This window comes from Pseudomonas sp. 10S4 (assembly GCF_034344865.1).
Lineage (GTDB): Bacteria > Pseudomonadota > Gammaproteobacteria > Pseudomonadales > Pseudomonadaceae > Aquipseudomonas.
Genome location: NZ_CP133774.1, coordinates 3,984,008 through 3,996,386 on the forward strand (window position 1 = coordinate 3,984,008; position 12,379 = coordinate 3,996,386).

At 59.6% G+C, this 12,379-nt stretch carries 8 protein-coding genes and 1 pseudogene; 3 read left to right on the forward strand and 6 right to left on the reverse strand.

All coding sequences use genetic code 11. The features are described from left to right. The 3 genes from RHM58_RS18640 to RHM58_RS18650 all read left to right on the forward strand — a co-directional run bounded on the left by RHM58_RS18640 (position 1) and on the right by RHM58_RS18650 (position 2,660). Positions 1-825 carry a mechanosensitive ion channel family protein gene (locus RHM58_RS18640; RefSeq protein WP_054054005.1) on the forward strand — a complete coding sequence of 275 codons (825 nt, stop codon included), beginning with the start codon at positions 1-3 and terminating at the stop codon, positions 823-825. Positions 826-912: 87 nt separating this feature from the next. Beyond that, positions 913-1,503: an RNA polymerase sigma factor SigX gene (sigX, locus tag RHM58_RS18645; protein WP_163909195.1), complete on the forward strand. Its 591-nt coding sequence runs from the start codon at positions 913-915 to the stop codon at positions 1,501-1,503. A 107-nt stretch (positions 1,504-1,610) separates the two neighbouring features. Next, a complete protein-coding gene (locus RHM58_RS18650) occupies positions 1,611-2,660 on the forward strand; it encodes an OmpA family protein (RefSeq protein WP_201202096.1) in 1,050 nt (349 codons plus the stop codon). 113 nt (positions 2,661-2,773) lie between these two features. Here the strand turns inward: RHM58_RS18650 and cobA are convergent, their stop codons facing one another. The 6 genes and pseudogenes from cobA to RHM58_RS18680 all read right to left on the reverse strand — a co-directional run bounded on the left by cobA (position 2,774) and on the right by RHM58_RS18680 (position 12,356). Further along, positions 2,774-3,541: a uroporphyrinogen-III C-methyltransferase gene (cobA, locus tag RHM58_RS18655; RefSeq protein ID WP_322267850.1), complete on the reverse strand. Its 768-nt coding sequence runs from the start codon at positions 3,539-3,541 to the stop codon at positions 2,774-2,776. Positions 3,542-3,551: 10 nt separating this feature from the next. Further along, positions 3,552-6,269, reverse strand: coding sequence for a molybdopterin-dependent oxidoreductase (locus RHM58_RS18660; RefSeq protein WP_322267851.1), 2,718 nt, complete (start codon positions 6,267-6,269; stop codon positions 3,552-3,554). Next, on the reverse strand, positions 6,269-6,586 hold the full coding sequence (gene nirD / locus RHM58_RS18665) for a nitrite reductase small subunit NirD (protein WP_201255919.1): 318 nt from the start codon (positions 6,584-6,586) through the stop codon (positions 6,269-6,271). The genes RHM58_RS18660 and nirD overlap by 1 nt, the downstream gene beginning before the upstream one ends. Beyond that, positions 6,583-9,041 (reverse strand): annotated as a pseudogene (gene nirB / locus RHM58_RS18670) (nitrite reductase large subunit NirB). Before nirB ends, nirD begins: the two are co-directional and overlap by 4 nt. Positions 9,042-9,463: 422 nt before the next feature. After that, a complete protein-coding gene (locus RHM58_RS18675; RefSeq protein WP_322267852.1) occupies positions 9,464-11,137 on the reverse strand; it encodes a bifunctional protein-serine/threonine kinase/phosphatase in 1,674 nt (557 codons plus the stop codon). A gap of 7 nt (positions 11,138-11,144) precedes the next feature. Then, a complete protein-coding gene (locus tag RHM58_RS18680; RefSeq protein WP_322267853.1) occupies positions 11,145-12,356 on the reverse strand; it encodes a nitrate/nitrite transporter in 1,212 nt (403 codons plus the stop codon). Positions 12,357-12,379: the final 23 nt, after the last annotated feature.

The window sequence follows — 12,379 nt, forward strand, 5'->3', positions numbered from 1 at the left end:
ATGGAACTTGATCTCTGGACTCAGAGCCTCGTCACTGCAATGACCGCGTTGTGGACCAAGGTTGCGAATTTCATTCCGAACCTGTTCGGCGCACTGGTTGTGCTGCTGTTGGGTTTTGTCGTGGCCAAGCTGCTGGACACCTTGCTGTCCAAATTGCTCGCCAAGTTGGGCCTTGATCGCCTGATGGGCGGTACCGGTTTGACCAAATTACTGTCCCGTGCCGGCCTTCAAGTACCGATTTCGACCCTGATCGGCAAAATCGTCTATTGGTTCGTTTTGCTGATTTTCCTGGTGTCCGCCGCAGAATCCCTTGGACTTGAGAGAGTTTCAGCTACGCTGGATATGCTTGCGCTGTATTTGCCGAAGGTATTTGGCGCCGCGCTGGTGTTGCTGGTGGGTGTTTTGCTGGCGCAACTGGCCAACGGGCTGGTGCGCGGTGCAGCAGAGGGCGTAGGGCTGGATTACGCTTCGGGCCTGGGGCGAATTGCCCAGGGCCTGGTGATTATTATCAGTTTGTCGGTTGCGATCAGCCAGTTGGAGGTCAAGACTGACCTGCTGAACCATGTAATTGTGATCGTATTGATTACCGTTGGTCTGGCGGTTGCGCTGGCAATGGGATTGGGAAGCAGGGAAATTGCCGGTCAGATTCTTGCGGGAATCTATGTGCGAGAGTTGTATCAGGTTGGGCAACAAGTGCGTGTTGGCGAGGTCGAAGGCCAGATCGAAGAGATCGGCACGGTTAAAACCACATTGCTGACCGATGAGGGTGAGCTAGTCTCTCTCTCCAATCGGATTCTCCTGGAGCAGCATGTGAGTAGCCGCTAACCCGGCAAACCCTGCTAATGTATGCCGCCGCAAAATGCCCTGAAAGGGCTGCGGCGGACATTGACCTGACTGTCGGCCCGACTTGTTTTGAATAAAGCTCAATCGCTCTCCACGCGCTACGACCCCCGCGAGCTCTCTGATGAGGAGTTGGTCGCGCGCTCGCATACCGAGCTGTTTCACGTAACACGCGCCTATGAAGAACTGATGCGGCGTTACCAACGAACATTATTTAACGTTTGTGCACGATATCTTGGGAACGATCGCGACGCAGATGATGTCTGTCAGGAAGTGATGTTGAAGGTGTTGTACGGCCTGAAGAATTTCGAGGGGAAATCGAAGTTCAAGACATGGCTCTATAGCATCACGTACAACGAATGCATCACGCAGTATCGGAAGGAACGGCGAAAGCGTCGCTTGATGGACGCTTTGAGTCTGGACCCCCTCGAGGAAGCGTCTGAAGAAAAGACGCCGAAACCAGAGGACAAGGGTGGACTCGATCGCTGGCTGGTGTATGTGAACCCGATTGACCGTGAAATTCTGGTGCTACGATTTGTCGCAGAGCTGGAATTTCAGGAGATCGCAGACATCATGCACATGGGTTTGAGTGCTACAAAAATGCGGTACAAACGCGCTCTAGATAAATTACGTGAGAAATTTGCAGGCGTTGCTGAAACTTAGTTCAGCGCAAATATCTCTTACGTGTAGGCAAGTTCTGATAGACTTGCCGCCGAGTTGTCCCCCGGTTTGAGGGACTGCTTTACAATCACCAGATGGGGATTTAACGGATGAAACTGAAAAACACCTTGGGCTTGGCCATTGGTTCTCTTATTGCCGCTACTTCGTTCGGCGTTCTGGCACAAGGCCAAGGCGCAGTTGAAGGCGAGCTTAACTACAAGAAGCAGTATAACGACAGTGTTGACCACGTCGAAAACGGCTTCAACCCAGGCGCCAAAATCGGTTACTTCCTGACCGACGACGTGTCGATTAACCTCGGCTACGACACCAACAACCACACCCGTTCGAACGACGGCACTGGCAGCCAGAAAATCAAAGGCGACAACTTTGGTCTGACCGCTCAGTACCACTTCAACAACGCTGGTGACGCTCTGCGCCCATACGTTGAAGGCGGCGTTAAACACGGCAGCCTGACCAACGTAGCCGCTGACGGCCACACCGGTCGCGACCAGTCGACTTTCCTGACTGCTGGCGCTGGCGTTAAGTACTACTTCGCCGAAAACTTCTTCGCCCGTGCTGGCGTTGAAGCTGACTACAAACTGGACAACGGCCGTTGGGACTACGCTCCTTCCGTTGGTCTGGGCGTGAACTTCGGTGGCGGCAACAAGCCTGCTGCTGCTCCAGTTCCAGCTCCAGCTGAAGTCTGCACCGACAGCGACAACGATGGCGTTTGCGACAACGTTGACAAGTGCCCGAACACCCCAGCCAACGTAACTGTTGACGCTGATGGCTGCCCTGCAGTTGCTGAAGTTGTTCGTGTTGAGCTGGACGTTAAGTTCGACTTCAACAAGTCGGTCGTTAAGCCTAACAGCTACGCTGACATCAAGAACCTCGCTGACTTCATGAAGCAGTACCCATCCACCACCACTACTGTTGAAGGTCACACTGACTCCGTCGGTCCTGACGCTTACAACCAGAAACTGTCCGAGCGTCGTGCAAGCGCCGTTAAACAAGTTCTGACCAACCAGTACGGTGTTTCGCCATCCCGCGTTCAGTCTGTTGGCTACGGCAAATCCCGCCCAGTTGCTGACAACAAAACTGAAGCTGGTCGCGCTGTTAACCGTCGCGTAGAAGCGAAGGTTGAAGCTCAAGCTAAGTAATTAGTTTGTAGCGCTGAAAAGCCCGGCTTAGGCCGGGCTTTTCTTTGTCTGCGATTTGGTATTTCAGTCTGGATTGAGCGGTGTTCCGAACGGATCGCAGCCTTCGGCAGCTCCTACAGAGCCGTATACCGATCCAATGTAGGAGCTGCAGCAGGCTGCGATCTTTTGATCTCATCGCGAGCCGCCACCGCTCCAATCACCAAAATCGCCGGGCTCTTGAGTTCGAAGCTGTGGGCATCGGCTTCCATGGCTGTCAGGTCGCTGCGGCACTCCCGCTGATGTGGCAGTGAAGCGTTTTCAATCATCGCCACTGGCGTATCCATCGCCATTCCGCCCGCCAGCAATTGCTCGCGGATCTCACTCAGCTTCGCCACCCCCATGTAAATCACCAGCGTCGTGCCACCCTGGGCCAAGGCTCGCCAGTTCAGGCTGCTATCGTCCTGAGTGTGGGCGGTGACCAGCGTCACACCGCGTGCCACACCGCGCAAAGTCAACGGGATATCGCATTGCGTTGCGCCAGCCAGTCCGGCGGTGATGCCATTGACCAATTCCACCTCAACCCCACGTTCGCGCAGCCACTGCGCCTCTTCGCCGCCGCGACCAAAAATGCACGGATCACCTCCCTTCAGTCGCACCACACATTTGCCATGGCGGGCATAACGCAGCATCAACCGATGAATGAAGGCTTGAGGCGTGGAACGACAGCCGCCACGCTTGCCGACGGGAATGATTCGGGCACCAGGACAATGCTCCAGAACCGCGTCGTTGACCAAGTCATCGATCAGCACCACATCCGCTTCCCTCAGCGCTCGAACAGCTTTGAGGGTCAGCAATTCCGGGTCGCCGGGACCCGCACCCACCAGCCAGACTTTTGCGCTCATCGTATTTTCCTCACGAGATGACGGCGGCTGGCTGCGCAGTGGCGGCCAGCAAACGCTTGATTTCCGGGACGCAGGAGCCGCATTGCGTACCGCAGCCCAGTTCTTGTTTCAGACCCTGCAAATCCAGGCCACGGCTGATGCCGGCGCAGACCGCGCTTTGGCTGACGTTTTTGCAGTTACACAGGATTTTGTTGCCGGCGGCTGGCGTGTCGACGTTGCCCGGTGGTGCGCTCAATGGCGCCAGCAGCCAGCGCCGCAATTGGTCGTCGGCGCGGCCTTCGAGCCATAGGCTTTGCAACCAGTGTTGGGCGAGGGTTTCACCGGCCAGGCGAATCGCGGTGATCCGGCCGTTTTCGATACGTACCCGTTTGCCAATAGCGCGCCGCGGGTCGTCGTAGGCCAATACCGGGCCATCGTTAAGCCCCAGGCATTGATCGATATCACGCAGTAATTGCGCCTCGGGTGGCGTGGCGCTGGCAGCGCGTATCAGCAGCGCGGGGCGTTCACGCCCTGTCAGGCTGAGGCTAACGTAGGAAAACGCCTCGCAGAGTGGTCGTAGAGTCTCAACATGTCGTTGAACATCACCCTCGATCAAGGCGAAAAGGTGCCAAGGCAGTTGCACCGGTTCCAGGCGCACGCCGCTGTGTTTGAGTTCCGGTTGTTTCGACAGCGGGTCGAATGCCGGTTGGGTAATCGTATTGACGCCGCCCTTGAGAAAACGATCACCCCAATGCATCGGCAGAAAGGCTTGGCCGGGACGCACGCTGTCGTCGCTGCCGACGGCCACAATCACCGCGCCGCGACGACTTTTCAGGTTGACCAGGTCGCCCGGTTGCAGCCGATGCCGGCGCAGTTCATCCGGGTGCAGGCTCAACACCGCTTCGCTGACGTGACCGAACAACTGGGCGGCGGTGCCGGTGCGGCTCATGCCGTGCCATTGATCGCGCAAGCGGCCGGTGATCAAGGTCAGTGGGAACCGAGCGTCCCGTTGTTCCTTGGCTGCACGGTACGGGTCGGCGACGAATTGCGCGCGGCCGCTGGCGGTCGGGAAGATCCCGTCCAGGTACAACCGCGCCGTGCCTTCGTTGGCGCCGGTGGGGAAGGGCCATTGCTGCGGGCCGATCCGGTCAAGCAAGGCATGACTGATACCGGACAGGTCCAGATCCCGGCCCAGGGTCAGTTGCTTGTATTCGTCGAAGACCTGCGCCGCTGTGTCAAAGGCAAACAGGCTGGGCAGTGCCGGGCGCAGACGTTTTTCCAGGCGTTGTGCGAAATCCACTGTGATCGCCCAATCAGATCGCGCCTCACCCGGTGCGCTAATGGCCTGGCGGACGTGGGAAATTCGCCGTTCGGAGTTGGTCACCGTGCCGTCCTTTTCACCCCAACTTGCGGCTGGCAGCAGCAGGTCGGCGAACGCTGCGGTTTCGGTGGTGCGAAAGGCCTCTTGCAAGATCACAAACGGGCAGGCCTCCAGGGCGGCGCGCACATTGTTTTGATCCGGCAAAGACTGCGCGGGGTTGGTGCAGGCAATCCACAGCGCTTTGATCTGCCCGCTACGCACCTGTTCGAACAGCTCGATGGTTGTAAGCCCGGTGTTTGCCGGCAGTTGCTCAACACCCCAGTAAGCCGCTACTTCGGCGCGATGCTCGGCATTGGCGGCGTCGCGATGACCGGGCAGCAGGTTCGACAAACTGCCGGTTTCCCTCCCACCCATGGCATTTGGCTGACCGGTCAGGGAGAAAGGTCCTGCGCCGGGGCGACCGATTTGCCCGGTGGCCAGGTGCAGATTGATCAGTGCGCTGTTCTTCGCGCTGCCGGCGGTGGACTGGTTCAGCCCCATGCACCACAGCGACAGAAAACTCGGTGAAGTGCCAACCCATTCAGCGCACTGCTGCAGTTGCTCGACGCCAATCCCGCACAGCTGCGAAACCATCTGCGGGGTGTAATCGCGCACCAGGGTTTTCAGCTCGGCCAGGCCTTCGGTGTGGGCCTCGATGAAGTCGCGGTCGATCCAGTCTTCCCACAGCAGCAGGTGCAAAATCCCATGGAATAACGCGACATCGGTGCCCGGAAGAATCGCCAAGTGCAGGTCGGCCAAATCGCAGGTGTCGGTACGACGTGGGTCGATGACGATGACTTTCATCTGCGGGCGGTGGGATTTGGCCTCCTCCAGACGACGAAAAAGTACTGGGTGGGCGTAGGCCATATTACTGCCGACGATCATCACGCAATCGCTCAGTTCCAAGTCTTCATAACTGCACGGTGGCGCGTCGGCGCCCAGGCTGCGTTTGTAGCCGACCACCGCCGACGACATGCACAGCCGGGAATTGCTGTCGATGTTGTTGGTGCCCACCAGCGCCCGCGCCAGTTTGTTGAAGGCGTAGTAGTCCTCGGTCAGCAATTGCCCGGAGATATAGAACGCCACGCTGTCCGGGCCGTGTTCAGCGATGGTGTCGGCAAAAACGTTGGCGGCGTGGTCGAGTGCGGTATCCCAATCGGTGCGGCTGCGGGCCAGGCCTTTGCCCAGACGCAATTCCGGGTACAGCGCCCGGGCGGCAAGGTCGCCGGTCAGATGCAGGGTCGAACCCTTGCTGCACAGTTTGCCGAAGTTGGCCGGGTGGGCCGGATCGCCGCTGACGCCGAGAATGCGCTCGCCGTCATGCTCGATCAGCACGCCGCAGCCGACCCCGCAGTAGCAGCAGGTGGAGGCGGTGACCTGGCGGTCCATCAGCCTGCTTCCCGCAGGGCCAGCAACACCCGGCCATTCTCGACCCGCGCCGTATGGTGGTGAGCGCAACCGATGTCCGGGGCCTGGGCTTCGCCGGTTTGCAGGTCGATCTGCCAGTTGTGCAGCGGGCAGGCAACGCGTTTGCCGTAGATCAGGCCTTGGGACAGTGGCCCACCCTTATGCGGGCAGCGGTCATCGAGTGCGAAAACTTCGTCGTCGCTGGTACGAAAAATCGCGATGTCACCTTTCGGGCCGGCGATGATCCGCGAGCCGAGGGCGTTGATTTCTTCCAGTGCGCAGATATCCAGCCAGTTCATGCCAGCACCTCCAGGTTCTTCACGGGAATGACGTCGAATTCTTTCTTCAGCAGCGGCTGTTCCAGGCGCTCTTTCCACGGGTCCTGTTCGAACGACAGGGAAAATTGCAGGCGATCGTTGAGTGCCTTGCGGCGTTCCGGATCTTCCAGCACGGCTTTCTTGATGTGTTCCATGCCGACCCGTTGCAGGTAGTGCACGGTGCGTTCGAGGTAGAAGGCTTCTTCGCGGTACAGCTGTAGGAAAGCGCCGTTGTATTCGCGGACTTCTTCGGCGGTTTTCAGCTTGACGAAGAACTCGGCGACTTCGGTTTTAATCCCGCCGTTGCCGCCGATGTACATCTCCCAACCGGAGTCCACGCCGATAATTCCGACATCCTTGATGCCCGCTTCCGAACAGTTGCGTGGGCATCCGGAGACCGCCAGTTTCACTTTGTGCGGCGACCACATGTTGAACAGGTCGTGCTCCAGTTCGATGCCCAGTTGCGTCGAATTCTGCGTGCCAAAGCGGCAGAACTCACTGCCGACGCAGGTCTTCACGGTGCGGATGGATTTGCCGTAGGCGTGGCCGGACGGCATGTCCAGATCTTTCCAGACCCCCGGCAGGTCCTGTTTCTTGATCCCCAGCAAGTCGATGCGCTGGCCGCCGGTGACCTTGACCATCGGCACGTTGTACTTGTCGGCGACGTCGGCAATGCGCCGCAACTCCGACGGGTTGGTCACGCCGCCCCACATCCGCGGGACGACAGAGTACGTGCCGTCTTTCTGAATGTTGGCGTGGGCGCGTTCGTTGATCAGCCGTGATTGCGGATCGTCCTTGGCTTCGCCGGGCCAGGTCGAAATCAGGTAGTAGTTGAGCGCCGGGCGGCATGTGGCGCAGCCGTTGGGCGTGCGCCAGTTCAGGTAACCCAGGGTGTCGGCGATGGTCAGCAGATGTTGCTCGCGAATGGCTTGGCGGATCTGCCCGTGATTAAGGTCGCTGCAACCGCAGATGGCTTTTTCGCTTTTCGGTTTGACGTCAGCTGCGCCGCCCACGGTGTTAATCAGGATTTGCTCGACCAGCCCGGCACAGGAGCCGCAGGAGCTGGCAGCCTTGGTGTGCTTCTTCACGTCGTCGACGCTGAACAGCCCGTGCTCCTGAATCGCCTTGACGATGGTGCCTTTGCACACGCCGTTGCAGCCGCAGACCTCGGCGGTGTCGGCCATGCTCATGGCTTTGTCCTGGCCCTGATGTCCTACGTCGCCCAAGGCGTTTTCGCCGAACATCAGGTGATCGCGGATCTCGCCGATGGCGTGATTCTCACGGATTTGTCGGAAATACCAACCGCCATCTGCCGTATCGCCGTACAGACAGGCACCGACCAGCACGTCATCCTTGATCACCAGTTTTTTGTAGACCCCACCGATCGGGTCGGAAAGGGTGATGGTCTCGGTGCCTTCACCGCCCATGAAGTCGCCAGCGGAGAACAGGTCAATGCCGGTGACTTTCAGCTTGGTCGACGTCACCGAGCCCTTGTAGGTGGCGAAGCCCAGTTGCGCGAGGTGGTTGGCGCAGACCTTGGCCTGTTCGAACAACGGCGCCACCAAGCCGTAGGCGATACCACGGTGGCTGGCGCATTCACCGATGGCGTAGATGCGCGGGTCGTAGGTTTGCAGGGTGTCGTTGACCAGGATCCCGCGATTGCACGGGATGCCGGACTTTTCCGCGAGTTCGGTGTTGGGACGAATGCCGGCGGCCATCACCACCAGGTCGGCGGGGATGATGTCGCCGTTCTTGAACTGGACCGAGCCAACCCGGCCATTGCCGGCGTCGTGCAGGGCCTGGGTCTGTTCGCAGAGGCGAAAGTGCAGGCCCCGGGCTTCGAGAGCGGTTTGCAGCAACTGGCCGCTGGTTTTGTCCAGTTGCCGTTCCAGCAGCCATTCGCCGATGTGCACCACGGTGACGTGCATGCCGCGCAGCATCAGGCCGTTGGCGGCTTCGGAGAGCACCAGCAGGCCGCCGCCAATCACCACCGCGTGCTTGTGGGTTTTTGCGGTGTTGATCATCACCTGGGTGTCGGCGATGTCGCGGTAGCCGATCACGCCGTGCAAGGTGTTGCCGGGGATCGGCAGGATAAACGGAGTCGAGCCGGTCGCGATCAGCAGGCGATCGTACTCGGCTTTCGGTGCCGTCCTCGGCGATCGACGCGGCGCTTGATCCGGTCGATCTCCACCACTTTGCGGTTAAGCAGCAATTTGATGTTGTTGCTCAGGTACCAGTCCAGGTCGTTGAGCACGATCTCTTCGAAAGTCTGCTCCCCGGCCAGTACCGGCGAGAGCAGGATGCGGTTGTAGTTGGTGTGGGGTTCGGCGCCGAAGACGGTGATGTCGTATAGCTCGTTGCTCAGCTTGAGCAGCTCTTCCAGGGTGCGAACCCCGGCCATGCCGTTGCCGATCATCACCAGTTTTAGTTTTTTCATCAGGTTCTCCGGGGAGCTCAGACTCGCCTCATCAGGGCTTTCAGGTCGTGCTCGACAAATTTTGCGCAAACAAAAAAAGGCGTCCCGCTAGTTGCCTAGCGAGGACGCCTTTGTCCTGGTCCCGTTCTCTCGGGAAGCCCAGCCTTCGTCGTTGAAGGCTGGGCTTTATGTGTGGTGGGTAAGGTAATGCAGTGGTTGTGCCAAGTCGTTCAAGGCTTGGTTTTACCGGGCTCATGGTGGGTGTTCAGGATCAAATTCAGTGTTTGTGCACTGATTCGAGGCGAATCGCCCGGTCCTGGGGCATATGAACCGTGTGGCGAGGGAGCTTGCTCCCGCTGGGCTGCGAAGCAGGCCCCGAAATCAGCGAGCGCTGCGCACTCGAACGGGAGCAAGCTCCCTCGCCACATTGGATCGTGATCGAATCAGAATGAGTGAAATGCTAGAACCAGCAATAGAAGATTCACCACCAACGACACCAGCGCCAATGTCCGCCAAACCTTCAGCGGCTCGCGCTCCAGCAGCGGTTTGGGTCTCACACTCAAACTACGTCGCTCGCCCTGTTCCAGTAGCAACAACCATTCTTCCGCTGTTTCAAAACGCTGCTGCGGATCAACCGCAACCGAGCGCTCCAGGCTTAACGCCAGCCACTCAGGCAAATCGGGACGATAGCGATTGGCACTGACTGGCACACCAAAGCGTGGTCGTTGAAACGCTTCGATTTCGCCGTAGGGATAGTGCCCGGTCAGCAGGAAAAACAGCGTCACGCCGGCCGCGTACAAATCCTGTTGCGGCGTCGGCGCTTCTCCGTGAAAGGCTTCCGGGGCGATATAGCTTGGCGTGCCGGGCAGGGCGCAGGGCTGGTCTTCGGACAGGCCAGGGCAATAGGCGAGACCAAAATCGAGCAGCCGCAACTCACCGTCGTCCCCCAGCAGCAAGTTCTCCGGTTTGATGTCGCGATGCAGGATTTGTCGTCGGTGCAACATGCCCACCGCCCGCAGCAGGCGTTCGGCCAATTCCTGCCATTGCGCCAGTGGCAGCGGTCCGGTTCGGGCCTGCAATTCGGCCAGGGTCTGTCCCGAATATTCGCGCATCACGTAGTACAAATGCTGACGCTGGCTGGCGGCATGGACTTCAGGGAAATGCCGCCCGGCCACCCGTTTGAGAAACCATTCTTCCGATAACAATGCCTGTGCGGCCAAGTGATCGTTATACAAATGGCCGGGCAAGGTTTTCAGCAGCCAGGGTTGTTGTTGCCCGTCCCGCACCCGATAGAGCAGTGATTGCTGGCTCTGGCCGAGGACTCCCTCGACCTGCCAGCCTTCGAACGTCTGCCCCGGTTTCAACGCGGGCGGCAGTGGCCATTGCTGCAAATGAATCAATGCATCGCCAATGCTTGTTTCGCCGAGGGCATCGACGCGCACCAGCAGGGCGCTGGCGTTGTCCTGACTGCCGGCCAGATGCGCGGCGTTGACCAGCGTTTGCGCAGCACTTTGCAGATCAGGCTGGTCGCGCAAGATCCCGGCAATGGCGGTGTCGCCCAACACCGCCCAGATCCCGTCGCTGAGCAGCACGAAACTTTCATTGAGGCGTAATTCGCCATCAAGGAAATCCAGCACCAGATGCTGATCCAGCCCGAGGGCGCGTTTGAGCACATGTTGCATGCCCGGTTGGTCCCAAACGTGATCCTCGCTGACCCGCTGCAACTGATCGGCGTGCCAGCGATAAACCCGACAATCGCCGACATGGGCCAGGGTAAAACGCCTGCCGCGCATGACCAAAGCACTGACAGTGGTGAGCAGCGGTTGCCCACCGCCATTGGCCTGAAGCCAGCGATTCTGCGCTGACAACAGGCGATCCAGAGCCTCGGCGACTGCCCAGGTTTCCGGGGTGGCGTAGTAATCCAGCGCCAGTGCCTGCAAGGTCGAACGGGCGGCGAGCCCGCCATCGGCGCACTGGCTGACGCCGTCGGCAATGGCGAACAGGTAACCCTTGCTCGCCGCCAGCGCCGGGGCCGGGGTGACCAGGCGCAAAGCGTCCTGATTTTCCTCGCGCGGGCCGATGGCGCTGGCTTCGGCGAAACTCAGTTGCAGACTCATTGAGGTTTCAGACCCGCGCCGCCGTCACTGCGGCCGAACCCCAGGTGGTTCTCCAGCGACGTTTCACGCCGTGCAGGCCAAACCAGGCGAGCACGCCAAGGCTGGCGAACAACCACAAAGCCAGTTGATAGCTGCCGGTGCTTTGCTTGATTGCGCCCATGCCCGCCGCGAGGGCGAAGCCACCGATGCCGCCAGCCATACCGATCAACCCGGTCATCACGCCGATCTCGCGACGAAAACGCTGCGGCACCAGTTGGAAAACCGCGCCGTTACCGGCCCCCAAACCGAGCATGGTGCAGACGAAAAGTGCTAGTGCCGCGTAGGAACTCGGCAGGTTGAAACCCACTGCCGCGATACAAATCGCTGCCACTGTGTACATCCCGAGCAAGGTGCGGATGCCACCAAAACGATCCGCCAGAGCGCCGCCCAACGGACGCATCAGGCTGCCGCCGAACACGCAGGCAGCGGTGTAGTAACCGGCGGTCACCGGACTCAGGCCATATTGATCGTTGAAATAGCCGGGCAGGGCGCTGGCCAGGCCGATGAAGCCACCGAAGGTCACGCTGTAGAAAAACATGAACCACCAACTGTCGCGATCACCCAAGGCCTTCAGGTAGTCGGCCATGGATTTGGCTTTCGGCCGTTGCGGGGCGTTTTTGGCCAGCCAGGCGAAGACGATCAGGGTCACGATCAGCGGGATCAGGGCAAAACCGAACACGTTGCTCCAGCCGAAGGACGCCGCCAACACCGGGGCAATCAGCGCCGCGAGGACCGTGCCCGAGTTACCGGCACCGGCGATGCCCATGGCTTTGCCCTGATGCTGCGGCGGATACCATTGCGAGGCCAGCGGCAGGGCGACGGCGAAGGACGCCCCGGCCATGCCGAGGAACAGGCCCAGCACCAGCGCCTGTTCGTAACTGTGGATGCCGAGTTTCCAGGCGCCGAACAATGCGCAGATGACGATGACCTGGCCGATGATCCCGGCGGTTTTTGGCGACAGGCGATCCGCCAGCAGGCCCATCGCAAAACGTAATACCGCGCCGGCCAGAATCGGCGCGGCCACCACCATCCCGCGTTGTTGAGTGGTCAGGTGCAGGTCGGCGGCGATCTGCACTGCCAGCGGCCCGAGCAGGTACCAGACCATAAAGCTCAGGTCGAAATAGAGGAAGGCCGCGAACAATGTCGGGGTATGGCCGGATTTCCAGAAGCTTGAATTCATCGCGCACCTCAGCTGTAGGGCGT